At 70.7% G+C, this 24696-nt stretch carries 23 protein-coding genes and 1 pseudogene; 7 read left to right on the plus strand and 17 right to left on the minus strand.

Annotated features, from left to right (window positions below; genetic code table 11):
* Positions 1–3 precede the first annotated feature (3 nt).
* On the plus strand, positions 4–921 hold the full coding sequence (locus tag ACWD10_RS11820) for a hypothetical protein (RefSeq protein WP_451089601.1): 918 nt from the start codon (positions 4–6) through the stop codon (positions 919–921).
* Positions 922–929: 8 nt separating this feature from the next.
* Here the strand turns inward: ACWD10_RS11820 and ACWD10_RS11825 are convergent, their stop codons facing one another.
* The 4 genes from ACWD10_RS11825 to ACWD10_RS11840 all read right to left on the minus strand — a co-directional run bounded on the left by ACWD10_RS11825 (position 930) and on the right by ACWD10_RS11840 (position 5388).
* Positions 930–1679 carry a dienelactone hydrolase family protein gene (locus ACWD10_RS11825; protein WP_451089603.1) on the minus strand — a complete coding sequence of 250 codons (750 nt, stop codon included), beginning with the start codon at positions 1677–1679 and terminating at the stop codon, positions 930–932.
* A 125-nt stretch (positions 1680–1804) separates the two neighbouring features.
* Positions 1805–3160, minus strand: coding sequence for an amidohydrolase (locus tag ACWD10_RS11830; protein WP_451089605.1), 1356 nt, complete (start codon positions 3158–3160; stop codon positions 1805–1807).
* 788 nt (positions 3161–3948) lie between these two features.
* Entirely contained in the window at positions 3949–4593 is a 645-nt protein-coding gene (locus ACWD10_RS11835) for a LysE family translocator (protein ID WP_451089607.1), read from the minus strand.
* 120 nt (positions 4594–4713) lie between these two features.
* Positions 4714–5388 carry a helix-turn-helix domain-containing protein gene (locus tag ACWD10_RS11840; RefSeq protein WP_451089609.1) on the minus strand — a complete coding sequence of 225 codons (675 nt, stop codon included), beginning with the start codon at positions 5386–5388 and terminating at the stop codon, positions 4714–4716.
* Between the two features lie 184 nt (positions 5389–5572).
* Here ACWD10_RS11840 and ACWD10_RS11845 point away from each other — a divergent pair, with 184 nt between their 5' ends.
* On the plus strand, positions 5573–6763 hold the full coding sequence (locus tag ACWD10_RS11845; RefSeq protein ID WP_451089611.1) for a cytochrome P450: 1191 nt from the start codon (positions 5573–5575) through the stop codon (positions 6761–6763).
* A 54-nt stretch (positions 6764–6817) separates the two neighbouring features.
* On the opposite strand, the gene ACWD10_RS11850 is transcribed toward ACWD10_RS11845, so the two are convergent.
* The 8 genes from ACWD10_RS11850 to ACWD10_RS11885 all read right to left on the minus strand — a co-directional run bounded on the left by ACWD10_RS11850 (position 6818) and on the right by ACWD10_RS11885 (position 15202).
* Positions 6818–7339, minus strand: a complete 522-nt coding sequence (locus tag ACWD10_RS11850; RefSeq protein ID WP_451089613.1) for a DUF6624 domain-containing protein — start codon at positions 7337–7339, stop codon at positions 6818–6820.
* A gap of 215 nt (positions 7340–7554) precedes the next feature.
* On the minus strand, positions 7555–8784 hold the full coding sequence (locus ACWD10_RS11855) for an RNA polymerase sigma factor (RefSeq protein WP_451089615.1): 1230 nt from the start codon (positions 8782–8784) through the stop codon (positions 7555–7557).
* A complete protein-coding gene (locus ACWD10_RS11860) occupies positions 8781–9134 on the minus strand; it encodes a YciI family protein (RefSeq protein ID WP_451089617.1) in 354 nt (117 codons plus the stop codon). Before ACWD10_RS11860 ends, ACWD10_RS11855 begins: the two co-directional genes overlap by 4 nt.
* Positions 9131–9622: a VOC family protein gene (locus ACWD10_RS11865; RefSeq protein WP_451089619.1), complete on the minus strand. Its 492-nt coding sequence runs from the start codon at positions 9620–9622 to the stop codon at positions 9131–9133. The genes ACWD10_RS11860 and ACWD10_RS11865 overlap by 4 nt, the downstream gene beginning before the upstream one ends.
* A gap of 182 nt (positions 9623–9804) precedes the next feature.
* Positions 9805–10593 (minus strand): VOC family protein, encoded by a 789-nt coding sequence (locus ACWD10_RS11870; protein WP_451089621.1) that lies wholly within the window; start codon positions 10591–10593, stop codon positions 9805–9807.
* Between the two features lie 238 nt (positions 10594–10831).
* Positions 10832–11977, minus strand: a complete 1146-nt coding sequence (locus ACWD10_RS11875; RefSeq protein WP_451089695.1) for an RNA polymerase sigma factor — start codon at positions 11975–11977, stop codon at positions 10832–10834.
* A 20-nt stretch (positions 11978–11997) separates the two neighbouring features.
* On the minus strand, positions 11998–12405 hold the full coding sequence (locus tag ACWD10_RS11880; RefSeq protein WP_451089697.1) for a YciI family protein: 408 nt from the start codon (positions 12403–12405) through the stop codon (positions 11998–12000).
* 223 nt (positions 12406–12628) lie between these two features.
* Entirely contained in the window at positions 12629–15202 is a 2574-nt protein-coding gene (locus tag ACWD10_RS11885) for an MGH1-like glycoside hydrolase domain-containing protein (RefSeq protein WP_451089623.1), read from the minus strand.
* Between the two features lie 582 nt (positions 15203–15784).
* Here ACWD10_RS11885 and ACWD10_RS11890 point away from each other — a divergent pair.
* From ACWD10_RS11890 to ACWD10_RS11905, 4 genes are all read left to right on the plus strand, one after another.
* Positions 15785–16270, plus strand: a complete 486-nt coding sequence (locus tag ACWD10_RS11890; protein ID WP_451089625.1) for a cation:proton antiporter regulatory subunit — start codon at positions 15785–15787, stop codon at positions 16268–16270.
* A 4-nt stretch (positions 16271–16274) separates the two neighbouring features.
* Positions 16275–17528, plus strand: a complete 1254-nt coding sequence (locus tag ACWD10_RS11895) for a cation:proton antiporter (RefSeq protein WP_451089627.1) — start codon at positions 16275–16277, stop codon at positions 17526–17528.
* Entirely contained in the window at positions 17525–17656 is a 132-nt protein-coding gene (locus ACWD10_RS11900; RefSeq protein WP_451089629.1) for a hypothetical protein, read from the plus strand. Before ACWD10_RS11895 ends, ACWD10_RS11900 begins: the two co-directional genes overlap by 4 nt.
* A 202-nt stretch (positions 17657–17858) precedes the next feature.
* Positions 17859–18311 (plus strand): MerR family transcriptional regulator, encoded by a 453-nt coding sequence (locus tag ACWD10_RS11905; RefSeq protein WP_451089631.1) that lies wholly within the window; start codon positions 17859–17861, stop codon positions 18309–18311.
* A 33-nt stretch (positions 18312–18344) separates the two neighbouring features.
* Here ACWD10_RS11905 and ACWD10_RS11910 read toward each other — a convergent pair whose 3' ends face one another.
* The 5 genes and pseudogenes from ACWD10_RS11910 to ACWD10_RS11930 all read right to left on the minus strand — a co-directional run bounded on the left by ACWD10_RS11910 (position 18345) and on the right by ACWD10_RS11930 (position 23752).
* Complete coding sequence (locus tag ACWD10_RS11910) at positions 18345–19436, minus strand: XdhC family protein (RefSeq protein ID WP_451089699.1); 1092 nt, start codon at positions 19434–19436, stop codon at positions 18345–18347.
* A 66-nt stretch (positions 19437–19502) separates the two neighbouring features.
* Positions 19503–19901, minus strand: a pseudogene (locus tag ACWD10_RS11915) (XdhC family protein); the annotation flags it as partial.
* Entirely contained in the window at positions 19894–22203 is a 2310-nt protein-coding gene (locus tag ACWD10_RS11920; protein WP_451089633.1) for a xanthine dehydrogenase family protein molybdopterin-binding subunit, read from the minus strand. The pseudogene ACWD10_RS11915 and the gene ACWD10_RS11920, both read right to left, overlap by 8 nt.
* A complete protein-coding gene (locus tag ACWD10_RS11925) occupies positions 22200–23195 on the minus strand; it encodes an FAD binding domain-containing protein (RefSeq protein WP_451089635.1) in 996 nt (331 codons plus the stop codon). Before ACWD10_RS11925 ends, ACWD10_RS11920 begins: the two co-directional genes overlap by 4 nt.
* Positions 23192–23752 carry a (2Fe-2S)-binding protein gene (locus ACWD10_RS11930; RefSeq protein WP_451089637.1) on the minus strand — a complete coding sequence of 187 codons (561 nt, stop codon included), beginning with the start codon at positions 23750–23752 and terminating at the stop codon, positions 23192–23194. The genes ACWD10_RS11925 and ACWD10_RS11930 overlap by 4 nt, the downstream gene beginning before the upstream one ends.
* Positions 23753–24066: 314 nt before the next feature.
* Here ACWD10_RS11930 and ACWD10_RS11935 point away from each other — a divergent pair, with 314 nt between their 5' ends.
* The gene (locus ACWD10_RS11935) at positions 24067–24672 is read left to right on the plus strand and encodes a TetR/AcrR family transcriptional regulator (protein WP_451089639.1); all 606 of its coding nucleotides are present in this window, start codon (positions 24067–24069) and stop codon (positions 24670–24672) included.
* The last annotated feature ends 24 nt before the right edge of the window (positions 24673–24696 follow it).

Consider the following 24696-nt stretch of genomic DNA (forward strand, 5'->3'; position numbering starts at 1 on the left):
TGTATGGACGAACAGGAAGAGCTCCTCTCGGCCGTCCACCGCCTGGTCTGGCCAGGTACGGGCGATCTGGAGTGCGATGAGGCGGGCCATCCCTCAGGACACGTGTGCCTGGCGCTCTCGTACGAGCACGATCTCGCCGTGCTCCAGGAGGCGCTCAGCGGGCGGTACGGGCGGCCGCGCACCCTCGCCATGGACGGGTTCGCCGATCCGACGGTGAACGGCCGGACCGGGCTGCCGCTCCTGACTCCGTTCGGCGATCGGGTCGTGGAGATGCGCGCGTGGGCGTATGCGGGCCGATGGATCGGCTGTGGCACGGCCCGCTTCGACGACGGCGTACGCATAGTGGCGCTGGTCGCGGAGCGGGAGGACCCGGCGGCGGACCTGGCGGAGGTGACGTCCTGGGTGGACGGGGTCGTCGCCGTCACGGGATGGGACATCACGCGTGTGCGTACGGTCGACTGGGCGGCGGTCGAGACCCGGATCGGGACCGCGCTGCCCAGTGACTACAAGCGGCTCGCCGAGCTGTTCGGTCACGGCGCGTTCGACGGCTACCTCCACATCCACGTCCCCGAGGCCGCTTTCAAGAGCGACGACCTCGTCCGGCACACCGAGTGGCTGGGCCAATGGGCCAAGGCGCACCGCAGCGGCCTGTGGGAACCGTACGAGGTGTACCCGGCCCCCGGCGGACTCCTTGAGTGGGCGGGCTCCGAGCAGGCCGACCAGTTCTACTGGCTCACCGAGGACCCGGACCCCGACAGGTGGCCCATCCTCGCGAAGGAGGACATACCCGACTCCTGGCAGCGGTTCGACGGGACGACCGCCGAGTTCATCTACCGCATGCTCACCGACCGCCAGCACCCGTTCTCGACGGCCCGCTACTTCGACATCCACTGGTTCGACAGCTACGAGGACGAAGACTAGGCGGAGGCTCAGCCGTTGGTCAGGGTGCGGTCGAGGAGAGGGAGCAGCCGGTCCCAATGGCGCTGTAGGGCGGAGGGGTTGAAGGCGTCGGTGTCGGACATGGTGAAGCCGTGGATGGTGCCGGGGTAGATCTCGGTGGTGTAGTCGACGCCTGCGGCGTCCAGGGCCTGGTTGAGCTCGCTGAGGGCCTCGGGCGTCATGTCGCCTTCGGCGAGGCCGACGTGGACTTGGGCGGTGAGCTTGGGGACGAGGCGGTGCGGGCTGTCGGGTGCGTCGGTGACCAAGAAACCGGGGTGGAACCCGGCGACGGCGGCCACCTGGTCGGGGTGGGCCGTTGCGGTGCGCATCGCCAAGGCGGCGCCGATGCAGTAGCCGATCACGGCGGACGGTCCGGCGCTGACCTCGGGCTGGTTGGCGAGGAACCTGAGGTAGGCGTCGGCGTCGCGCAGGATCCGTTCGGTGGTGTGCTCCTCGACCAAGGGCAGCAGCTGGGCGATGACCGCGGGCCGGATGTCTTCCGAGATGTGCTCGGGAAGTTCGACCACCGGTGCCGGGCCGTGCCGGTAGTAGAGGTTGGGGACGAGTACGTAGTACCCGTGCTCGGCCAGTTCGCGGGCCTTCTTCTCCAGCTCGGGCCGCACGCCGAAGGCGTCCGGGTACAGCAGCACCCCCGGGTGCCGCTCGCCGCGATCGGGGAAGGCGGCGAAAGCGTCGGCCTGGCCGTCCGTGGTGGGAATCTGCAGAGTCTTGGTGGGCATGGCTGATCATCTTTCCTGGGGCGGTTGCCGGGTCACAACCTCTTTCAGGGTTGAGGCCGACCAGAGATCCGGCCAGAGATGACGTACGGCCGGGATCGCGGCCCGTCGGCGGCAAGGCAGCCGGTTCATCCCCGGTAGTCCTGAATACGCTGCCCCTCGATCCGGCGCGTCAACTCGGGGAGCCGCTCGGACAGTTCGGCCAGGGTGGCGGGTACGTCGAGGGTGCGCAGCTTCCGTTCGTGCATCAGGACCCGGCCGTCCACCACGGTCGTGCGTACGTCGCTCGAGCGCGCGCTGTGCACCAGCGTCGCGGCGAGGTCGTGTACGGGCTGGGTGTGCGGCCCGCTCAGGTCCACCAGGACGAGGTCGGCCCGGCGGCCCGGCGCGAGCGAGCCGATGCGGTCGCCGAGCCCGACCGCGCGGGCGCTCTGCAGCGTGGCGTGGTGCAGGGCCTGCCGGGCGGTGAGCCAGGTCGGGTCGCGCCGCGTGGACTTCTGCACGAGCGCGGTGAGGGCCATGGACTCCCAGACGTCCAGGGAGTTGTTCGACGCGGCGCCGTCCGTGGCCAGGCCGACCGGAATGCCCAGCTCCGCCAACTCTCTGATCGGTGTGGTGTCCCAGCCGAACTTCAGATAGCCGCGGGGCGAGGTCGCGACGGCGATCCGCCCCGTGGCCCGCCGCAGCACGTCGAGGTCGCGCTCGATGATGCCGGTGCCGTGGGCGATGAGCAGGTCCACACCGTCGTCCGTCAGGCCCGCGTCACGCAGGATCTCGATGGGCGTACGACCGTGCCGGGCAAGGCTGTTCGCGGTCTGCTCACGGTTCTCGGCGGCGTGGATGTGCACCTGGAGGCCGTGCGTACGGGCGAGTTCGGCGGTGGCCGCGAGGTCGGCGTCGTCGACCGTGTACGGGGCGTGCGGCGCGAGCGCGGTGGTGATCCTGCCGCCCGCGCCGCCCCGGTGCCGCAACGCGAAGTCGAGGGAACGCTCGCGGCCCGCCGCGCCTTGGGAGGAGAAGAAGGCGGCGCCGAGGTGAGCGCGCAGACCGCTCTCCTCGGCGACGGCGGCGATGGTGTCCATCGCGAAGTAGTGGTCGGCGAAGCAGGTGACGCCGCCGCGGACCATCTCGGCGCAGGCGAGCCGGGCGCCGAGCTCGACGTCGCGGTCGGTCAGGTTGGACTCGATGGGCCAGATCCAGTCGTTGAACCACTCCTCGATCGGAAGGTCCTCGGCGATGCCACGCAGGGCCACCATCGGCGTGTGCGTATGGCAGTTGATCAGGCCCGGCAGGGCGATCCGGCCGCGGGCGTCGATGCGTTCGGCGGCGGTGATGTGGGCGGCGTCCGCGGTCGTCGTGAGGGTGTCGATGACCCCTCCCCGTACGACGATCGCGGTGTCCTCGGTGAAGCCGATCCGCTCCTCGTCGTCGTGGACGAGCGCGGTGCAGCCGGTGATGACCAGGTCGGCGACGGTCACAGTCATTCCGCCACGGTAGTGCGTGTTTCGGGAAGTCGCCGCAGTCGCTCCGGTCGGCCCTCAGAACATTGAGGGAAGGGGTGCGGCCCGCCTTGAATACCGAGGGCTGCCCTGGACACCCTCTCAACAAAGGTTCCTCTGACACCGATTGACCCCGCCGCTGAAGTCGAGAAGTCTCTGCTCGGCGACTCCTTTCCCTGTCTGCGAATCTCACGGAGTACGGCGAGCTGTCCGAGGCCCGCCGTTACTCCGGGCGCCGCAAGCCCGCCGACTGGGCCTGTCCGTTCTCCGCCCGGGTCTGACGGCGGTGTCGGGGACTGGCACGCTGGCCGGCCGCGGCGCATCCGTGCGCTGGGTGCACGCTGCCTGCTCCTGCTGGGCAGCGGCCTTGTGATCGCCGTGAACTGGGGGACGTACATCTGGGCGACGACGCACGGGCGGGTCCTGAAAGGCGTCACTCGGCTACTTCATCAACCCGATCGCCACGCGCTGCTGCTTGCGAGCGCGGGGGTGGCGACGGTCGTGCCGCTCCTGTCGTTCGGGGCCGCCACGACGCGGGTGCCGTTGTCGGCCATAGGGTTCCTGCAGTACATCAACCCGGCCATGCAGTTCCTGATCGGTCTGATCCTGCTGCGCGAAGAGGTGTCGGGGGTGCGGTGGGCGGGCTTCGCGCTCATCTGGGGGGGCGTTGCTGCTCTCCGGCCTCGGCAGCCTCGGCGGCCTCTCCGGCCTCGTTGGTCTCCGGCGGGCCCGCACGGTGGGGTGCGGGAGGCGGAGGATCCTCCGGACGGCCCTCAGTCCGCGCGGCCCGTCGCCGCGACCGTCACGCCCAGGCCGATCATCGCGAGGCCACCCGCCCCGCCGACCGTCGACAGGCGGCGCTGCGAGCGGGCGAACCAGGTACGGGCCGCCGAGGCACCCAGGCCCCACAGGGTGTCCGTGATCAGGCCGATGGCGACCGGCACCAGGCCCAACACCATCATCTGGAGGGGGAGATGGCCCGCCGAGTGGTCCACGAACTGCGGTAGCACCGCCGCGAAGAAGACGATGCCCTTCGGATTGGTGACGCCCACGAAAATGCCGTCCAGGATCGTGCGCAGATCGCCGCGTCGCTCGCCCGCCGGGGCGTCCATGTCCGCCGCGCGCATCTCCCTGCGGCGCCGGAACGCCTGTACGCCCAGGTGGACGAGGTACGCCGCTCCTGCCAGCTTCACGCCCATGAACACGGCCGCCGAGCTCGCCACAAGCGCGCCGAGGCCCCACGCCACAGCGATCACCAGGGCGTACGAGCCGACCACGTTCCCGAGGACCGTCGCGAGCGCCGTACGGCGGCCGTGTGCGAGAGCTCTGCCGACCACGAACAGCACGCTCGGCCCCGGAATCACGATCACCAGCAGCGACATCGCCGCGAACGCGAGCACGCTCTCCGTGGACACCATGTGTCCGTCACCTCCTGGATGGCTCTGGCCAGAGGCATGCAAGCACACGGAGGAACGTCCGCTCCAGTCACATCCACAAAGCGCCCGGCCAGGTCCCCGTCTCCTGTGCCACGCGACCCCTCACGCCAAGAGAGAGCGCCAGCGGTCGGCCGAATCCATCATGTCCAGGATGACGCGCTCCAGGAACGTCCCCGCCCTGGTCAGTCGCTGCCCCACGGGACTGTCGGGCCCGAACTCCTGCGCCGCCGCCAGCGCGGCCCGCGCCGACGCGAGCGTCTGCTGCGAGCTGATGACGATCGAGTGGTACCAGGCCTCGTCGTCGACCACATAGACGTCGCGACGCCGCTGCGGATCGCGCTCGCGCCGGACATACCCCTGCTCGACCAGGAAGTTCACGGCCACGGAGACGGAGGCTGGGCTGACCTTCAGCCTGCGGGTCAGCTCGGCCGCGGTGCGCCTGCCGTCCTCGGACAGCAACAGGTCGACGTGCACGCGGGCGGTCATCCTCGGCAGCCCCGACCTGACCGCCAGCTCGATGATCTCGTCCCCCATCGTGCCGTCCGGCGGTGCGGCCCCGCGCGGGGGTGCCGGTGTGCCACGGCGCGCTCGCTGGACCGTCGCCTCGTGCGCCTCCTGTGGCCGGTAGTCGGCAGGGCCGCCGTTGCGTCCGACCTCCCGGCTGATCGTCGAGGTCGGCCGGTCGAGCCGCCTGGCGATCTCGGCGTAGGAGAGCCCGTCGGCCAGTCCGGCCGCGATGCGCTGCCGTTCCTGCTGGGTCAGTCGTCCTCCTGGCATGCCATCAGTATTGCCTTCGGGCATCATTCATTGCAACGCGCCATTGCATTCGAGCTCAGCGTCATTGCATCAATTTACCGCCAACTGCCTGCACTTACGCCTTTTTAGCGATTGACCAAATCCTGAATGCAACGTAGCTTTCGGAATGTGCCGAACACGTACTATCGCGAGATGAGGAATGGCCATGAGTGAGTCCCCGCACGTCGTCCCGGCGATGCCGACGCAGCGTCGGCCCGGTTGCCCCTTCGACCCGCCGACCGAGCTGCTCGACGCCCGTGAGCACGGCCCCATCAGCCGCGTCACCCACCCCGGCGGCAGGCCCGGCTGGCTGATCACCGGATACGACCTCGTCAGGTCGGTCCTGGCCGACTCGCGGTTCAGCTCGCGCAAAGAGCTCCTGAACTTCGGCGACTTCGAGGTTCCTCCGGCACCGCCCGGCGAGTTCCTCCTCATGGACGATCCACAGCACCGCCGCTACCGCAAGCCGCTGGCAGGCAAGTTCACCGTTCGGCGGATGCGACTGCTCACCGAGCGCGTCGAGCAGATCACCGCCGACTGCCTGGACGCCATGGAGCAGGCCGGGCCGCCGGTGGACCTGGTGACCGCGTTCGCCAAGCCCATTCCCGCCATCGTCATCTGTGAGCTCCTGGGTGTCCCGTACGAGGAACGGGGCTCCTTCCAGAAGCAGATCGAGTCGTTCATGGACGGGGAGACGGGCGACGAGGAGCTGATCGCGGCCTACACCGCGACGCAGAACTACCTCGAGGAGCTGGTGGCCGCCAAGCGCGCGAACCCCACGGACGACGTGCTCAGTGAACTCACCGACAGCGATCTGACCGATGAGGAGCTGAAGGGGGTCAGCCTGATCCTGCTTGCGGCCGGGCTCGACACCACCGCGAACATGCTGGCCCTCGGCACCTTCGCGCTGCTGCAGAACCCGGAGCAACTGGCCGCGCTGCGCGCCGATCCCGCGCTCGCCCCCGTGGCCGTGGAGGAGCTGCTGCGGTATCTGAGCGTCGCCAAGACGTTCTGGAGGACGGCGCTGGTGGATGTCGAGCTGGGCGGCCGGGTCATCGAGGCCGGCACGACGGTCGTCCTCTCGTACAACACCGCCAACCGCGACCCCGAGCGCTTCGCCGATCCCCACGTGCTCGACCTCCGCAGGCAGGACGGCGGGCACGTGGCCTTCGGCCACGGCGTCCACCAGTGCCTGGGTCAGCAACTGGCCCGCGTCGAAATGGGCGTCGCGTTCCCCGCCCTGCTCAACCGCTTCCCCACGCTGCGCCTGGCCGTACCGGCCGAAGAGGTCGGCCTGCGCCCGGAAACCGCGGACATCTACGGGGTGAAGAGCCTGCCGGTCGCCTGGGACGTGTGATCGGGAGCCAGTGACGGCGGCCCTGCTGGAAGGTCGCGCGGACCGCGCGGACTGTCAGGTCATCGAGAACTTGGCCACGTACTCGTCGAAGGGCTCGATGCCGACTTCCGCACGCAGTTCGTCCATGCGCTCGGGCTCTTCACAGGGCCACGGGACCGGTGCCCCGTCCTTCAGACCGGCAATCTGTGTTCCGTAGATCTGCTTGCGGCCCTCATTGACGAGCGTGCGGTCTCGCAGAAACGCCAACTCCCGTGAGCGGGCCGACCCGGCCGACACCGCCCGCTGCATCAGCTGGAGAGCGCGTCGCTGGACATCGAGCTGCCGGTCGGCGTGCTGGGCGATCAGCCATGCGGCGCGTGCGGCCTCCTCGCCGACCCGTTCTGCCGTCGGCCAGCCGTGCTCATCCATGAGCTCGTCGAGTCGGTCACCATGCCGTGCGGTCAGCCGACGCCACGCCAACTGCTCGGCGGGGTCCGTGCTGTTCGCGTGGACCGAGGATCGATGATCGGCCGCGGCCATCTCCGTGAGCTCCTCCGCCAGCGCGGCAAGGTCGTACACCACTGTCAACTCCCTCATCCATTCGGTGCGTTGTGCTCCGTGCCCGCAACCCTAAGCCGCATACCGCGCGTAAAGATCATTCCGTAGAACGGTGACGGACACCTCCGTGCACCGGGATAATGGATCTACACGAACGACCCGGCCGTAAGAGGCCGTTCGGCGTCAGCTGACGGAACACCGGGCATGCGATCGGCGCCGTGCGAACGAACCGGGACCGTGCGGCCGCGCAGTGCTCACCACCCTTCCACGCGTTCCTGGAGTACGGCGCGTTCGGCGGGGTTGGCGGTCAGGGCGAGGGCACGCCGGTCCTCGGTGCGGGCCTCCTCGGGCTGGCCGAGGGCGCGGAGCAGGTCGGCGCGGGTGGCGTGGAAGAGGTAGTAGCGGTCAAGGGCGGGGGCGAGGGCGTCCACCTCCGCCAACGCGGCGCGTGCGCCGCGGGTGTAGCGGAGGGCGACGGCTCGGTGCAGCCGGGTGACCGGTGAGGGGGCCAGGTGCAGCAGCATGTCGTAGAGGAGCACGATCTGCTCCCAGTCGGTGTCCTCCCAGCGTGCGGCCTCCGCGTGGCAGGCCACGATGGCTGCCTGGAGCTGGTACGGGCCCGGGCGCTGCCGCCGGATGGCGCGCACGAGCAGGGCCGCGGCCGCCGCGATCGCTTCGTGATCCCAGCGGGAGCGGTCCTGGTCCCGCAGCCGCACCAGCGTGCCCTCGGGCGTGAAGCGAGCGGCCGTCCGGGCGCGGTGCAGCCGGATCAACGCGAGCAGTCCCGCCGCCTCGGGCTCGGTCGGCATCAGCCGGTGCAGCAGGGCGGCCAGCCACTCGGCGTCGTCGACGAGGTCGCGTGACTGCGCCTGCTCGGCCGTGGACAGATAGCCCTCGTTGAACAACAGGTAGATCACCGCGAGGACTTGGGCGAGGCGGCCGCCCAACTCCTCGTCGCCGGGCACGCGGTACGGGATCCCCGCCTCGGTGATCTTCCGCTTGGCGCGAGTGATGCGCTGTGCCACGGTGGATTCCCGTACGAGAAAGGCCCGGGCGATCTGAGCGGTGGTCAGACCGCACACCACCCGGAGGGTGAGGGCGATCTGGGCCTCCTGGGTCAGGGCCGGATGGCAGCAGGTGAAGATCAGGCGGAGGCGCTCGTCCGGTTCCGACGGCTCCGAGCCGTCGGCGGCCTGGTCCGGTGGCCATTGCAGCTGTGCCAGCTTGCGCCGGTAGTTCTCCTCGCGCCGTACCAGGTCGATGCCGCGGCGCCGGGCCACCGTGAACAGCCAGGCGTCGGGCCGCTCCGGGATGCCCTCGGTCGGCCAGCGCTTCAGCGCCGCGAGGACAGCGTCCTGCACCAGGTCCTCCGCCGTGGCGAAGTCGCCGGTCACCCTGATCAGCGCGGCGGTCAGCCGGCCCGCGTGCTCGCGGACCACGCGGGCCAGTTCGTCCGCCTCGTACGACGGGGTGGTGGCACTCACCCCGGTGGGACGGTCTCTACAGGACGGATCTCGACGACCGGGCAGCCGGGCCAGGTCCGCACCATGCGCAGGGCCTCGTCGAGGTCGGCGACCTCGATCTCCGCGTATCCGCTGACGACCTCCTTGCCCTCGACGAACGGCCCGTCGACGACGACCGGCTCCCCGCCCCGCAGCCGCACGGTCGTCGCCGTCTCCGGTGCCCGCAGCTTCTGCCCGCCCGCGATCTTGTCGGCGTGGGTGGCGAACCACTCGTGGACCCGCTCGAACGCCCGCGCCCGCTCGGCCGGGCCCATGGCGCGCAGCTCCCCGGCGAACTCCTCGGTGTCCACGAAAAGCAGCACGTACTTCATGCGTTGCCTCCCTGCTCCTGCATGGCAGCGAGCCGCCGTGCCAGCTCGTCCGGCGCCACGTCCTCGACGTGGGTGGCCACGGTCCAGCCGTGCCCGTAGGGGTCGACGATGTAGCCGTCCCGGTCCCCGTAGAACTGGTCCTGCGGCGCCCGCTTGAGTGTGGCCCCGAGCTCCACGGCGCGCTCGACCACCGCGTCCACGTCCTGAACGTAGACGAACAGGAAGACCGGGCTGCCGCCCAGGCCCCCGGCGGGCGGCGCCTCGGTGGCAAGGATGGGCGACGCGTCCTCGACAATGACGACCGAGTCGCCGATCTCGATCTCGGCGTGCACGATCGTCCCGTCCGGCCCGGGGAACCGCATCCGCTCGGTCGCGCCGAACACCTCGGCGTAGAACTCGAGCGCCTTGGCGGCGCCCCGCACGACCAGGCACGGGGTGACGCGGCGGTAGTCGGCGGGGATCGGCTTCGGGGTGGTGGTAGGTGACATGGGCTCGTCTCCTTTGACCGGCTCCGACGAAGGGTGACCGGCTCCTGCGAAGGGCCGGATGGCCCCTCTACTTGGAAGACGATCGGCAGCGGGGCGGATACGACACGCACACCGACCGGATTCACGAATTCCGGCCGCGGTGCGACCCGGCACGGCACGGCACGGCCTCGGAGCCTGGTCCTTCAGCTCGTGGCGCCCTTGATGATGGCGAAGGGAGCGCCGGACGGGTCGAGGAACATGGCCAGGCGGCCGATGTCCGGTGCGTCGGTGGGCGGGATGAGGGTGGTGGCTCCGGCCTCGGCGGCCTTGGCGGCCGTGGCGTCGCAGTCGCTCACCTCGAAGTACGGGTGCCACTCCGGGGTCGATCCGGCGTCGAGGTTCTCTTGGGGCAGTTGCATCAGCCCGCCGTGTGCCGCCTCCTGCGTGGTGCCGGAGGGTCGCAGAACGGTGTAGGTCAGGTTCTCGCCCATAGCCATGTCGTCCATCTGCCAGGAGAGGACGGCACGGTAGAACTCCCGCGCCACGGGGGCGTCGGTGGTGTAAAGCTCGGTCCAGGTCAGGGTGTTGGGGACGCCCACGGACTCCAGGCCCTGGGTCTCGGCGGGCTGCCAGACGGCGAAGTCGGCGCCGGTGGGGTCGGTGAAGGCGGCCATCCGCCCGTAATGGAAGACGTCCGCCGGGGCGACGCGGACGGTGCCACCGGCCTGCTCCACGGCCTTGGCGGTGGCGTCGGCGTCCGGGGTGTGGAAGTACACCGTCCAGGCGGGGCTCGCGCCTTCTTCGGTGAGCGGGCCGAGACCCGCGACCGTCTTGCCGTCCTGTCGGAAGAAGCCGTAGCCGCCCGCTTCGGGGCCGGCCGACTGGAACTCCCAGCCGAAGGCGGCGGCGTAGAAGGCACGACTGGCTTCTGTGTCGGTGCTCCCCAGATCGAGCCAGTTCGGTGCGCCTGGTACGTACGTTGTCGTCAGCATGGTGCGGCCCTTCGTGATGGTCGTCGACTTGGCCTCGCTCGGGGTGGCTGGACCGGGAGGACCGGGAGGTCGTTTCCAGCCCCCACGGTGATCGACACTAACCGTCGGTCGGGCATACCTGGATGATCCGGACGGCTCGACATCGAGCGCGAGGGCGGGGCGTGCCCGAGGTGCGAGAGCGAGCGGGGAGTGCCCGAGGTGTGAGAGCGAGGAGTGCCCGAGGTGCGCCGTCGCGCCGTCAGCGGCCCCGGCGGGCGTTGAGCCGGGCGGCCTGGCGCGTCAGGTAGTCGCGCTCGGCGAGGTTGGGGGCCTTCTGCGCCGCCTCGGCATACAGCCGTGCCGCCGTCGCCAGGTCGCCGTCACGCTCGTGGAGGTACGCCGACACCGCGGCGTGGCGGGGCAGTGAGTCGTCCAGCTCCGCGAGCGCCGCAAGCCCGGCGCGCGGTCCGTCGGCCTCGCCGACGGCCACCGCGCGGTTGAGCCGGACGACGGGGCTGTCGGTCAGGCGCGTGAGCTCGTCGTACCACTCGACGATCTGTACCCAGTCGGTCTCCTCGGCGGTGGGCGCGTCGGCGTGGAGCGCCGCGATGGCGGCCTGGGCCTGGAACTCGCCGAGGCGGTCGCGGGCGAGGGCGGCCTGGAGGATCTCGACGCCCTCGGCGATCAACTCGGTGTCCCAGCGGCCGCGGTCCTGTTCGGCGAGCGGCACCAGGCTGCCGTCGGGCGCGGTCCGGGTGGCGCGCCGGGCGTGGTGGAGCAGCATGAGGGCGAGCAGCCCCGCCACCTCGGGGTGGTCGATGGCGGCCGCGAGTTGCCGGGTGAGCCGGATGGCCTCGGCGGCGAGGTCGACGTCGCCGGAGTAGCCCTCGTTGAAGACGAGGTAGAGGACGCGCAGCACGGTGGCGACGTCGCCGGGCTTGTCGAACCGTACGCCGGAGACGGTGCGCTTGGCGCGGCTGATGCGCTGCGCCATGGTCGCCTCGGGCACCAGGTAGGCCTGGGCGATCTGACGGGTGGTGAGCCCGCCGACGGCGCGCAGGGTGAGGGCGACCGCGGACGACGGTGTGAGCGATGGGTGGGCGCACAGGAAGTACAGCTGGAGCGTGTCGTCCGCCGCGGGCGCGGGCCCGGGCGCCGGCTCCTCCTCGACGCGGTCCTCGCGTCGGCGGCGGGCGGCGTCGGCCCGGGTCGCGTCGAGGAACCGGCGCCAGGCCACGGTGATCAGCCAGCCCTTCGGGTCCCGCGGCTGGTCGGTGGGCCAGACGCGGACCGCCTCGACCAGGGCGTCCTGTACGGCGTCCTCGGCCGCCGCGAAGTCGGCTCCGCGGCGGACGAGGATGGCGAGGACGCTGGGCGTGAGGCTGCGGAGCAGGGCCTCGTCCATTGATGCGGTCACGGGGGAGGTCACTCCGTGATGGTGGGCGGCGCGGTCAGGAACGGGCGTACCTCGAGCCACTCGTGGATCGGCTTCCCGCCCGCTCCGGGGGCGGCCGACAGTTCCCCGGCCAGCTCGATGGCGCGCTCGTAGCTGTCGACGTCGATCACCATCCAGCCTGCGATGAGGTCCTTGGTCTCGGCGAACGGACCGTCGGTGACCGGCGGGCGCCCCTCACCGTCGTACCGGACCCACGCCCCCTCGGGGGCGAGCGCCTGACCGTCGACGAACTCGCCGGTCTTCTCGAGGCGGTCCGCGAAGTCCTGCATGTACTGCATGTGCGCCGAGATCTCCTCCGGCGTCCACTGGTCCATGGGTACGTCGTTGACCGCTGCCGGAGCGCCACGGTAGTGCTTGAGCAACAGGTACTTGGCCATGATGGTCTCCTCGGTGCTGGTGCGACCCATTGTGGTCGCGTTCACCTCGGGGACGGAGCAGGCCACGGATTCTCGACATCGCCGCCAGAAGTTTTTTGAGTCCGCCCGGGCGCGCGCCGGGGCGGACTCTTCAGCCCACCGGACTCAGTGCCGCTAGACCGTCGGACTCAGTCCCGCTGCTTCACTCCCGCTGCTTCAGTCGCGCCGCTTCAGTCCCGCTTCTTCAGTCCCGCTTCTTCAGCAGCGCCTTGATGGCGTAGACATCGCTGTAGTTGGACGGGCCGCCGCGGGTGTCCTTGTAGAGCGCGTTGTGCTGGAAGTAGCTCATGTTGACCGCGAGCCGGTCCTGGACGAGTTCGAGCCGGTAGGTCCTGCCCTTGCTCAGCTCGGCCTTGGCGAAGGTCGAGCCGCGTACGGTCGTCCAGCTGCCGGTGTGGGGCATGGCGATGACGTGTTCGGTGACGAGGTCGCCGGTGGTGTCGTCGTACACGCGCAGCATCTTCATGCCGCTGGTGACACCGGTGTTGATCGGTCCACCGGCCGCGGCGTCGACGTGGAGGAGGTAGTCGCCGGTCGCCTTCGGGGTGATGTGGGCGGTGAGCTTGTCCCCCGGCGCCGTGCCCCAGTCGGAGTAGTACACGCCGTTGTCGCCGCTGGTCTTCTTGCCGCCGGTCGCTTCGAAGTCTTCGCCGGTGACCTTGTGGATCCGCTCGTCGTCCGGTCCCCAGTAGCACTCGGGCTTGGCGTGCTGTGAGGTGTTTCCGCTGGAGGTGTAGGTCAGGCGGACGCTGTAGCAGTGCGAGACCTCATCCGGCCGCGCGGCCTTGTCGGTCCACGATTGCGTACCGCCGGTGACCGGAACGTTCTCGGCGATCACCTTGCCGTCGCGCAGTACATCCATGGCGACCTTGGAGGGGTCTTCGTCACCGATGTCGAGGAACAGCCGCAGGCCGCCGCCCTCCGCGGTGACGCTCTTCACGTCCGCGGTGGTGGGACCGTACAGGGCCTCCTTGGAGGAGACGTCCACCGGTTCCGGGGCCTTCTGACCCGAGCCCGCCTCCGGCTTGGCGAGCTTCACGACCACGGTGGACCCACCGTCACCGAGCATGCTCTCGGTGATCGCCGTACCGGCCGGGAGCTCCTTGCCGTCCAGGATCAACGACCGTACCTGGTAGGCGCCTTCATCGACCTTGCCCGCCGGGATGTCGAGCGCGACGTTCAGCTTGTGGCCCCGGTAGTTCACGTCGTGCAGGGCGGCGCGCCGCTGACCGGGGAAGTAGGTGTCGCGCAGCTGCGCGGGCAGGAACGGCTCGATGTGCAGGCCGTCCTCGCGGGCGTCGATGCCGAAGACGCTCTGCTGGACCATCGACATCATCCCGGCGACGCTCCACAGCTGACGGTCGGAGTTGATGACCGTGTTGGCGCTGCCGTCGAGGATGTTGATGTTCTCCTTGTTGGTGGCGAACAGCGCCGCGCCCCGTACCAGGGAGTGGGCCTGCTGCGTGGCCACACCGTCGTTCCCGGCCTGGGCGGCCGCCCGCATCATGTACGCGGTCACGAACGGCCACACCCCGTTGTTGTGGTACGACGGCACGCCCTGCTGCTGCGGCCAGAGCACCGACGGGCCGTACGCGGTCTGCGGATAGTGGGCGACGGCCTGTTCGGCCTGCTCGGGCGTGGCGACTCCGGTGAGCACGGCCAGCGAGGTGCCCAGGGCGTCGTAGCGGTTGACCGGGGCGGTGTCCTTCTCGGTGGTGAGCATCTGGGAGAACTGGCCCTTGTGCGGCAGCCAGAACTTCTCGCGGATGGCCTGCGTCAAGTCATCGGCCCAGCCTCGGTACTTGGCCGCGGCGGCCTGGTCGTCGGCGTCGGCCGCGAGCCGGGAGGCCGCGTCGATCGCTGCCCAGTGGGCGACGTTCGTCGACAGCGAGCGGGAGGTGGCGATGGTGGCCACATCGTCCTTGGTCCAGTCCGCGTAGCTCTGCTCGCGCCAGTCCAGGAAGGAGTGTTCGCCCAGGTAGAGGCCGTCGCCCTGGTCGAAGACGACCTTACGGTCGTGCTCGATGGTGTTGCGTATCGCGTGGTACGCCTGGGTGGCGAAAGCCTGCCGCTCGCCGTCCGGCAGCCAGTCGATGATCTCGCTCGCGCCGAGCGCCCAGACGACCCGGTCGGTGGAGCTGGGGTAGCTGCCGCCGGTGCCGGTGTCCTGGATGATCTGGGTGTCCCCGGAGCCGTCGCGGCGCTCACTCAGCTTGAACGCGAGGGTGTTACGCATCCGTTGGGGATCGACCGGGGTCAGGCCGAGGTCCGCGGAGTACGCCACGTCCCGCGTCCAGACGTACGTCCAGGACTTGCCGGTCTGGTAGCAGCCGCCCGGGCAGTCGATGGGCTTGCCGTCGTGGTACGAGCCGTCGGTCAGCCGGTCCGCCTTGTTCAACTCGGCGTCGTCCTGCGCCATCGCGTACAGGCCGTCAAGCAGCACGGACCCGGAGCGCAGGGTCGGCTTACCCGGCGCCTCCTTGAAGACCCGCTCCCCCGCGACGGAGCTGACCAGCTTGTACGTACGCAGACAGTCCGCACCGACAGCCGTCACCGTGACCGTGGCCGCCCCGGTTCCGTCCTTGAACCGGCCCGGTTCCTCGGGAACGGCGCACCGTGCGTCGCGGGCGGCCGGGGCGCCGGTGGCTCCTTGGGAGGAGGACGGTACGGCCATCGCGGACGGCATGGTGGCCACCAGAGTCGCGGCGATGGACGCCGTCAGAAGGGCCCTGTTGCGGCTCTGCGGATTGCTGCTCACATCATGCTCCCTTGTGTACAAGACCTGAACACACTGCATCTCGCACGGCAACCCGCGCCGCATGGGGCACTTGGCACGGAAGAACCGGGTCCCGACCGGGTGAAGTCGACCCAGCTACGGCCGTGAACTGCCGGTGAACGAGTTGACCGGGTCCTCGACCGCATCGCTCCGTGTCGCCGCTCACACTGCCTGTAGCGCTCGAAACTAGAACCCGCTCTGCGCTACGTCAACAGAAAGTGAAGCAATGTTTCCAGCGAAGTGCGTTGCCCAGTTAAGGCGTTAACGAGACGAGGAGTGAAGTGGGGTGGGGTGGGGTGGGGTGGGGTGGAGGTTTCGGCTTCCCGCGCGGCGATTTGACGCGATGTCACCTGCCATCGAGGAATCGCTTCTCGACCGGGCGTCGCGTCAAGGATCCGATCTGCCCTGATTCGCACCAACATGCGGCGAAAGTGGCCGTGTTGGGCTTCAGTAAAGTGACGGCAAAGATCGCCTGGGACAATGAAGGGGACGTCCCGGGCCGTGGGCCGACTGGCGAGGCGGCCCACATCCGATACCTGCCGCACGATCAGGGGGACCCCTGCCATGCCCACTCCACGTCTGAGCCAGACGCCGCTGCCCGGAATCGGGGTCCGCTACGACCTGACGACCCGCGAGAACCGCCACGTCTCCGTGGTCGCGCATCGCGACGGCGGGCGGACCGTGAACGCGTATCGCAAGGACGATCCGGACGAGTGCGCGCTGTCGCTGAAGCTGACCGCCGGGGAGAGCGCGGCGCTGATCGATGCGCTGATGCCCTCCCATCACAGCTCGAACCTGCTGCACACCACCGATCTGGGGCTGGTGGCCGAGCGGGTGGAGCTGTCGGCCACCTCGTACTGGAACGGGCGGGTCCTTGGCGAGACGCGGATGCGTACGGAGACCGGGGTGTCGATCGTCGCGGTGCTGCGCCGGGCGAACGCGATTCCCTCGCCGGGCCCGGAGTTCCGGCTAGCGGGCGGCGACACGCTGATCGTGATCGGCACCCGTGAGGGTGTCGAGGCAGCCGCGTCCATTCTGGGACGGGACTGATCGCATGCACTCCGCCGTCTTTCTGATCGAGTTCGGGGCGATCATCCTCGGCCTGGGTCTCCTCGGCCGGTTCGCCGGCCGGTTCCAGTTCTCGCCGATCCCGCTGTACCTCCTGGCCGGGCTCGCCTTCGGCACGGGCGGCCTGCTGCCCCTGGGCGCCAGCGAGGAGTTCGTCGCGATCGGCGCCGAAATCGGTGTCATCCTGCTGCTGTTGATGCTCGGCCTGGAGTACACCGCCAGCGACCTGGTCTCCAACCTGAAGACCCAGTACCCGGCCGGTCTCGTCGACTGCGCGCTCAACGCCCTGCCCGGCGCTGCCATGGCGCTGCTCCTTGGCTGGGGCCCGGTGGCTGCCGTGGTGCTTGCCGGGGTCACTTGGATCTCGTCCTCCGGCGTGATCGCCAAGGTGATGGGCGACCTCGGTCGTCTGGGCAATCGCGAGACCCCGGTGATCCTGAGCATCCTGGTCCTCGAGGACCTCGCGATGGCCGTCTACCTGCCGATCATCACCGCGCTCCTTGCCGGAGCCGGCTTGGCGGCGGGCAGCATCACTCTGGCCATCGCGCTCGGGGTGGCGGGCCTGGTGCTGTTCCTCGCTCTGCGCTACGGGCGGGTCATCTCCCGTTTCGTCTCCAGCGACGACCCCGAGAAACTCCTCCTTGTCGTACTCGGACTGACTCTGCTGGTCGCGGGCCTCGCCCAGCAGCTGCAGGTCTCGGCCGCGGTCGGCGCGTTCCTCGTGGGCATCGCCCTGTCCGGGGAGGTCGCCGAGGGCGCGCACAATCTGCTCTCCCCGCTGCGCGACCTGTTCGCGGCGGTGTTCTTCGTCTTCTTCGGACTGCACACCGATCCCGCCAGCATCCCGCCGGTGCTGCTGCCCGCGCTGGCGCTTGCGGTGCTCACCACGGGTACGAAGATCGCCACTGGTTACTGGGCGGCGAAGCGTGCCGGGGTGTCGGTCAAGGGGCGCTGGCGGGCAGGCGGCACGCTGGTGGCGCGCGGTGAGTTCTCCATCGTGATCGCCGGTCTTGCCGTGAGCGCCGGGATCGAGCCGTCCCTCGGGCCACTGGCCACCGCGTACGTGCTGATCCTGGTGATCCTGGGACCGCTCACCGCCCGCTACACCCAGCCCATCGCTGCCCGTCTCAGCCACCGCCGTGTCCCTTCCTCGGGCCCGGCGGATACGAGGGGCGCGGTGCCTGCCCCGCTCGGCGCGCACGAGTCGGTGGACGAGCAGGACAGCATCGGCCGGCCATGAGCGGCGAGCCCTGGTCGACGCTCACCAGTCGGGAGACCGTGCTGGTGCCGGCGGCGCCGGCCGTCCACTGCGGTGGCGTCGTCGGCCTGGCCAGGAATCTGCCCGGACCGCTGGAGCGGGATGCCTGATGGCGGGCCCGCGTTACTCGTCCGCGGGCCTCGGCCAACGCCCTTGCCGGATCGGCCAGTTCGTGGAGTTCGTGGAACAGCTTGTCGGACCGGTAGCCGTCCACCGAGGCGTCCGCCAGCGGCAGCGCGTACGCGTTGGTGCGTCTCGTCTCTTTGCTTCGTTTCCTTGATCATGGGCGTCAGACTGCGAGTTAATGCCGACATGAACTCAAGCGAGCGTAAGACGCCGGTCGGCGGCGGGTCCGAGCTCATGAGCATCGGCGCCGTCGCCGCACGCTTCGGTCTGGCCACGCACGTGCTGCGTCACTGGGAGACGATGGGGCTCCTCACCCCCGTACGCGAAACCGCCGGACGCCGCCGCTACGGCACCGCCGACCTCACGCGCGTCGCCGTCATCCTGCGGGCCAAGGAGGCCGGGCTCTCCCTCGACACCATCCGTACGCTGGCCGCTGCCGCCGATCCCGTGGAGCGCAGGGACATTCTGCGTCAAGAGGCCGAGGCGCTGCGCGCCCGTATCGCGGCGGCGCAGGCGTCCCTCGAACTCGTCGAGTGCGCCCTCGACTGCGAGCACGAGGACTTCACCCAGTGCGCCCACTTCCGGCAGATGGTGGCGGAGCGCATCGGGGCGGACGCCGCCGTCCACCTCCCCGTCTGACGCCGCACAAGCCTGACGGCCGGCCCTGAAGCCTCACCCCCGGTGGATGGAGCTGCCCGAGCCGGTCAGCGGGGTGCCCGCGCCGCCGTATCGGGCCGCGACGATCTCCGCCGCGATGGACACGGCGGTCTCCTCGGGCGTACGGGCCCCGAGGTCGAGGCCGATCGGGGACCGCAGTCGGGACAGCTCCCGCTCGGTGACGCCCGCCTCGCGCAGCCGCTGGTTGCGGTCCTCGTGGGTGCGGCGCGAGCCCATCGCTCCGACGTACGCGACCGGCATCCGCAGAGCCGTCTGCAGGAGCGGTACGTCGAACTTGGCGTCGTGGGTGAGGACGCACAGGACGGTGCGCTCATCGGTGTCGGTGCGGCGCAGGTAGCGGTGCGGCCAGTCGATCACGATCTCGTCGGCCGCGGGGAAGCGGGCCGACGTGGCGAAGACGGGGCGGCCGTCGCACACCGTGACGTGGTAGCCGAGGAACTTGCCCGCCCGCGTCAGGGCGGCCGCGAAGTCGATCGCACCGAAGACGATCATCCGTGGCGGTGGCACGCGCGTCTCGACGAACAGCGTGAGCCCGCCCGGGCAGAGCGACCCGTCCGGCGCCAGCTCGACCGTGCCGGTGCGACCCGCCGCCAACAGGGCCCGGGCCTGAGCCGCCGCCGTCCCGTCAAGCCCCGCGTAGCCACCGAGCCCGCCATCGTACGAACCATCCGAGCGTACGAACAGGGCGGCACCAAGGACGAGTTGGCCACCGACGACGGGGGCGATCGGACCCACGGACTCGACCCCACCGACAGACTCGACCGCCTCACCCACGAGGCCAGCCCCATCCACGGCTTCGGCCCCGCCCACGGGGTCGATCGGACCCGCGAGCTCGACCCCACCGACAGACTCGACCGCCTCACCCACACGTCCGGCCCCATCCACGGCTTCGGCCCCGCCCACGGGGTCGATAGGACCCGCGAGCTCGACCCCACCGACAGACTCGACCGCCTCACCCACGAGGCCAGCCCCTCCGACGGACTCAGCCTCACCCACACGTCCGGCCCAACCAACGGACCCAGCCCCACCCACACGTCCAGCCCGACCAACGGACCCAGCCCCACCCACGAGTCCGGCCTCACCCACAACTTCGGCCCCACCCACGGCTTCAGCCCCGCCCACGAGGCCAGCCCCGCCCACGCCTCCCCCCGCCCCCCGCACCACCCGCACGACAGCCGCCGGTTCACCGCGCACGGCGGCCGCCAATGCCGCGCCGAGCACCGGTCGGGCAGGCGCCGCCGTGGTGATCGGCGTGACCAGGACGTCGATGATCCCGCCGCAGGTGAGCCCGACCGCGAAGGCGTCCTCGTCGCTGTAGCCGAACCGTCGAAGCACGCACTCTCCGTGGGCGAGGGCCTCGCGGCACAGCTCGTACACCTCGCCCTCCACGCAGCCCCCGGAGACCGAACCGATGGCCGTGCCCTGACCGTCGACGGCGAGGGCGGCCCCGGGAGGGCGCGGGGCGCTGCCGCTGACGGCCACCACGGTGGCGACGGCAAAGTCCCGGCCCTCCCCCAGCCAAGCGCTCAACTCCCGGGCGAGGTCAAGCATCCGCCGAGCCCACACCCTCGCCCGCGCCCGCGTCCCCGGCCGATCCTCTTCCCACTCCGGCTCCCGCGCCCGATCCCGCGCCCGATCCCGAGCCCGAGCCCGAGCCCGATCCTGTTCCCACTCCCACTCCGGCTCCCGCACCCGCACCCGCACCCGCACCCGCACCCGCGAGCAGTACCCGATCCGGCCGGATCGGCAGGTGACGTTGCCGTACGCCCGTCGCATGCCAGACCGCGTTGGCAACGGCGGCCGACGCGCCGACGATGCCGATCTCGCCGATGCCCTTGATGCCGATCGGGTCGTCCGGGTCGGGGTCGTCGACCCAGTCCGCCTCGATGTGCGGGACGTCGGCGTGGGACGCGACGTGGTAGCCCGCCAGGTCTGCGCCGACGACCCCGCCGGTGGCCCGGTCGCGGACCGCCTCTTCGTGCAGGGCCATGGAGATGCCCCAGGTCATGCCGCCGACGAGCTGGTTGCGTGCGGTGAGCGGGTTGACGATGCGGCCCGCCGCGAAGACGCCGAGCATGCGTCGTACGCGCACCTCGCCGGTGGTGACGTCGACCGCGACCTCGGCGAACTGGGCGCCGAAGGCGTGCCGTTCCTTGGGTTCGAGAGCCTCGATGGCCTCGGCCGTGTTGGTCCGTGCCGTGATCCCCTCCGGTGGGATGACGGGGCCCGAGGCGAGGCGCTGCCGCAGCTCCCGCGCCGCGGTCGTGATCGCCCACCCCCAGGTGCGGGTGCCCATGGATCCTCCGGCGAGCGCGGCCTGGCCCAAGTCGCTGTCACCCAGGCGGACTTGGATGCGGTCGGGGGTCGTTCCCAGCGCGTCGGCGGCGATGAGAGTGAGCGCGGTGCGCGCTCCGGTCCCGATGTCGGACGCGTTGATCCGCACGGTGAAGCCGCCGTCCGCCTCGGCCGTCACGGCCGCCGTCGCGGGCAGGGCGATCACCGGGAAGACAGCCGCCGCCGTGCCGGTCCCGAGCAGCCAGCGCCCGTCCCGACGCACGCCGGGGCGCGGGTCCCGCTCGGCCCAGCCGAACCTGCGGGCGCCCTCGCGGAAGCAGTCGAGCAGCCGGTGCCCGGCGAACGGGAGGCCGGAGATCGGGCCGCGCTCGGGCTCGTTGCGGGCGCGTAGCTCGATCGGGTCGATGCCGAGCCGCTCGGCGAGTTCGTCGACCGCCGATTCCAGGGCGAACGAACCCGGCGCCTCACCCGGGGCCCGCATCCAGGTCGGGGTCGGCACGTCGAGCGATACGACCCGGTGCGCGGTGTGGTGGGCGTCGGCGTCGTACATCACGCGCGTCCCGGCGGCGCACGGCTCGACCCACTCGTGCACGCTCGAGGTGAGGTTCAGGGAGTGGTGTTCGAGCGCGCGCAGGCGTCCGTCGGCGTCGGCGCCGAGTCTGAGCCGCTGTGCGGTGGGGGTGCGGTAACCGGCGAGCGAGAACATCTGACGGCGGGTCATGACGACGCGGACCGGGCGCTGCAGGACGGTCGCGGCCATGACGGCGGCGACCTGGTGTCCCCGTACGGTTTTGGACCCGAAGCCGCCGCCGACGTGTTCGGAGCGCACCCGGACCGCGGACGCGTCGAGCGAGAACGCCTTGGCGAGTTCGTCCGCGACCATGGCGGTGCCCTGGTTGGAGTCGACGATCTCGAGCCGTCCGCCGTCCCAGCGGGCCGTCGTCGCGTGCGGCTCCATCGGGTGGTGGTGCTCTTCGGGGGTGGTGTACTCGGCGTCCACGACGGCCGCGGACGTGGCGAGTTGGGCGTCCAGGTCGCCCTTCTCCGCCACCGCGGGCATATGGCCGTCGACGAGACGGCCGTCGTCCTGCCGCGCGCCGGAGAACTCGACGTCGTGCGGCTCGCGTTCGTACTCCACGGCCAGCGACTCGGCGGCCTCCCGGGCCTGTTCGGGGGTCTCGGCGACGACGAGCGCCACCGGCCAGCCCAGGTGCGGCACCCGGTCGTCCTGGAAGAGGGCCACGGTCGGGTCGGGGCGGGCACCCAGGGCGGGGACGTAGCTGGTGTCGACGCGCGGGGCGTTGCCGTGGTGCAGGACGGCGAGCACGCCCGGCATCGCGAGGACGGGGTCCGTGTTCAGGGAGCGGACCCGGCCCCGGGCGACGGTGGACAACACCAGCCAGCCGTGGGCGAGTTCGGCGAAGGGGATGTCCCCGGTGTAGCGGGCGGTGCCGGTGACCTTGGCGCGGCCGTCCACGCGGGTGTGCGGGGTACCGACGGCGCCGGGCGCGCTCGGCGCGGGACTGCCGGAGGGCTCCCTGGTGACTGCGGTGGTCATCGGGCGGCGGCCTCCTCGGTGAGTTCGGTCAGGACGGCCACGGTGAGGTTGCGCATCAGGGTCACCTTGTATCCGTTGTGCGGCAGCGGCGCCGCGGCGGCCAGTTCGGCGTCCGCGGCGGCGGCGAAGGTCTCGGCGGCGGCCGGTCGGCCGGTCAGCGCGCGTTCGGCGATCCGGGCGCGCCACGGCCGCGAGGCCACCGCTCCGAAGGCCAGGCGCACCTCGCGTACGGTGCCGTCCTGGACGTCGAGCGCGGCGGCGATCGAGCCGTTCGCGAAGGCGTACGAGGCGCGCTCGCGCACCTTGCGGTAGCGGGAGTGGGCGGCGGCGGGGGTGGGCGGCAGCGTGATGCCGGTGATGAGCGCTCCCGGCGGCAGCGCGGTCTCGCGGTGCGGGGTGTCGCCCACCGGCAGATAGAAAGCGTCGAGCGGCAACTCCCCCGGGCCGTCGACGGTTTCGTACGTCACCACGGCGTCGAGGGCCGCCAGGGCCACGCCCATGTCGGAGGGGTGGACGGCCACGCAGTGGTCGGAGGCGCCGAGGATGGCGTGGTTGTGGTGCTCTCCGGCGATGGCGGGGCAACCGCTGCCGGGCACGCGCTTGTTGCAGTCCTGGCTGACGTCGGCGAAGTAGCCGCAGCGGGTGCGCTGGAGAAGGTTCCCGCCCACCGTGGCCATGTTGCGCAGCTGCCCGGAGGCTCCGGCGAGGACCGCCTGCGCCAATGCGGGGAACCGGCGACGGACTTCGGGGTGCGCGGCGAGGTCACTGTTGGTGACGGTCGCCCCGATCCGCAAGCCGCCGCCCTCGCTCGACTCGATCCGGTCGAGGGGCAGTTCGCGTACGTCGATGAGTCGGGCGGGCCGTTCAACCCCGGTCTTCATCAGGTCGACGAGGTTGGTGCCGCCGCCGAGGAAGCGGGCGTCCGGGTCGGCGTCGAGCAGGGCGAGCGCGCCGGAGACGTCGTGCGCGCGCCGGTAGTCGAACTCCCTCACGCCACCGCCCCCTTGACCCGCTCGCCGTCCAGGCCGTCGGCGGCGCGGGCGACGGCCTGGACGATCGCACCGTACGCCCCGCAGCGGCACAGGTTGCCGCTCATCCGCTCCCGGATCTCCTGCGCGGTCAACGGTGGTGGTCCGGCTTCGGGGCGGATGTCGCCGGTGGCGGCGCTGGGCCAGCCCGCCGCGTGTTCCTCGAGCACGGCGACGGCGGAACAGATCTGGCCGGGTGTGCAGTAGCCGCACTGGAGTCCGTCGAGCTCGAGGAAGGCCTCCTGCACCGGGTGCAGTCGGTCGTCCTCGGCGAGCCCTTCGATGGTGGTGATGGCCCGGCCCTCGGCCGCCACCGCGAGCTGGAGGCAGGCCAGGGTCCGGCGGCCGTCGAGCAGCACGGTGCAGGCACCGCATTGCCCTTGGTCGCAGCCCTTCTTGGTGCCGGTCAGGTCGAGGCGCTCGCGCAGGGCGTCGAGCAGGGTGGTGCGGTGGTCGACGGCCAGTGCGTGCTTCTCGCCATTGATGTCCAGGGTGACGGAGCTGGTGGTCGATGGGGCCATGATCAGCCTTCTTTCACGGATCCGGGGCTGTCGGGACGGTCCGGCAGGCGGGAGAGTCAAGAGGCGTACGTCAGGGGCGTTTGTACGGAGGCGAACGTCGGTAGGCGCGTCGGCAGCGAGCGCGGCTGGGGTCGGCGAATCCGGAGCGGGCGGCGGTACGACGTCGAGCGCGCACGTCACCGGCTGGTGATACCAAGGGAACCGCCGCTACCATGCACCGAACCGGACAGGTGTCCGGTACTGCGGAATGAACGTACCGGACAGCCGTCCGGTTAGCAAGGATGAATTCCGGGGCGACCCCGAGAGGAGGGCCGGTGGAGTCGAGAAGCGACCCGCCGCAGCGCTCGGACGCGCAGCGCAACCGGGAGCGCATTCTGGAGGTGGCGCTTGCCGAGCTGACGCGCTCCCCGGACGCCCCGCTGAGCGTCATCGCCAAGAAGGCGGGGGTCGGACAGGGCACGTTCTACCGCAACTTCCCCAACCGCGAGGCGCTCGTCCTTGCGGTCTACCAGCAAGAGGTACGCCAGCTCTCCGACAGCGCGGCCGAACTCCTCGGGTCCCGGGCGCCCGACCAGGCCCTGCGCGCCTGGATGGACGGCCTCGCCCGCTTCGCCATGGCCAAGTCCGGCATGGCGGACGCCCTGCGCCAGGCCACGAGCGCGGCGGGAGGCCCGGTGAAGAAGTCGGGCTACGCGGCCATGGTGGCCGCGATCGACCAGCTCCTCGACGCCAACCACGAGGCGGGCACCATCCGCCCGGGCGTGACCGCCGACGACTTCCTCCTCGCCGTCGCGGGCATCTGGCAGATCGACCCCGAGGGCGACTGGACCCGCCGGGCCACCCGCCTCCTGGACATCGTCATGGACGGCCTCCGCGCGGGAGCCCCGGGCAACGCTGAAGGAGTAACACTGGAGGAGTAACACTGAAGGGCAACGCTGAAGCAG

The organism is Streptomyces sp. NPDC002851 (assembly GCF_053591935.1).

What these genes read in the sequence shown, in the direction of transcription:
- ACWD10_RS11820 (WP_451089601.1), top strand. Translation starts at nt 4, where the DNA reads ATGGACGAACAGGAAGAGCTCCTCTCGGCCGTCCACCGCCTGGTCTGG.
- ACWD10_RS11825 (WP_451089603.1), bottom strand. Translation starts at nt 1,679, where the DNA reads ATGCCCACCAAGACTCTGCAGATTCCCACCACGGACGGCCAGGCCGAC.
- ACWD10_RS11830 (WP_451089605.1), bottom strand. Translation starts at nt 3,160, where the DNA reads ATGACTGTGACCGTCGCCGACCTGGTCATCACCGGCTGCACCGCGCTC.
- ACWD10_RS11835 (WP_451089607.1), bottom strand. Translation starts at nt 4,593, where the DNA reads ATGGTGTCCACGGAGAGCGTGCTCGCGTTCGCGGCGATGTCGCTGCTG.
- ACWD10_RS11840 (WP_451089609.1), bottom strand. Translation starts at nt 5,388, where the DNA reads ATGCCAGGAGGACGACTGACCCAGCAGGAACGGCAGCGCATCGCGGCC.
- ACWD10_RS11845 (WP_451089611.1), top strand. Translation starts at nt 5,573, where the DNA reads ATGAGTGAGTCCCCGCACGTCGTCCCGGCGATGCCGACGCAGCGTCGG.
- ACWD10_RS11850 (WP_451089613.1), bottom strand. Translation starts at nt 7,339, where the DNA reads ATGAGGGAGTTGACAGTGGTGTACGACCTTGCCGCGCTGGCGGAGGAG.
- ACWD10_RS11860 (WP_451089617.1), bottom strand. Translation starts at nt 9,134, where the DNA reads ATGAAGTACGTGCTGCTTTTCGTGGACACCGAGGAGTTCGCCGGGGAG.
- ACWD10_RS11865 (WP_451089619.1), bottom strand. Translation starts at nt 9,622, where the DNA reads ATGTCACCTACCACCACCCCGAAGCCGATCCCCGCCGACTACCGCCGC.
- ACWD10_RS11870 (WP_451089621.1), bottom strand. Translation starts at nt 10,593, where the DNA reads ATGCTGACGACAACGTACGTACCAGGCGCACCGAACTGGCTCGATCTG.
- ACWD10_RS11875 (WP_451089695.1), bottom strand. Translation starts at nt 11,977, where the DNA reads ATGGACGAGGCCCTGCTCCGCAGCCTCACGCCCAGCGTCCTCGCCATC.
- ACWD10_RS11880 (WP_451089697.1), bottom strand. Translation starts at nt 12,405, where the DNA reads ATGGCCAAGTACCTGTTGCTCAAGCACTACCGTGGCGCTCCGGCAGCG.
- ACWD10_RS11890 (WP_451089625.1), top strand. Translation starts at nt 15,785, where the DNA reads ATGCCCACTCCACGTCTGAGCCAGACGCCGCTGCCCGGAATCGGGGTC.
- ACWD10_RS11895 (WP_451089627.1), top strand. Translation starts at nt 16,275, where the DNA reads ATGCACTCCGCCGTCTTTCTGATCGAGTTCGGGGCGATCATCCTCGGC.
- ACWD10_RS11900 (WP_451089629.1), top strand. Translation starts at nt 17,525, where the DNA reads ATGAGCGGCGAGCCCTGGTCGACGCTCACCAGTCGGGAGACCGTGCTG.
- ACWD10_RS11905 (WP_451089631.1), top strand. Translation starts at nt 17,859, where the DNA reads ATGAACTCAAGCGAGCGTAAGACGCCGGTCGGCGGCGGGTCCGAGCTC.
- ACWD10_RS11920 (WP_451089633.1), bottom strand. Translation starts at nt 22,203, where the DNA reads ATGACCACCGCAGTCACCAGGGAGCCCTCCGGCAGTCCCGCGCCGAGC.
- ACWD10_RS11930 (WP_451089637.1), bottom strand. Translation starts at nt 23,752, where the DNA reads ATGGCCCCATCGACCACCAGCTCCGTCACCCTGGACATCAATGGCGAG.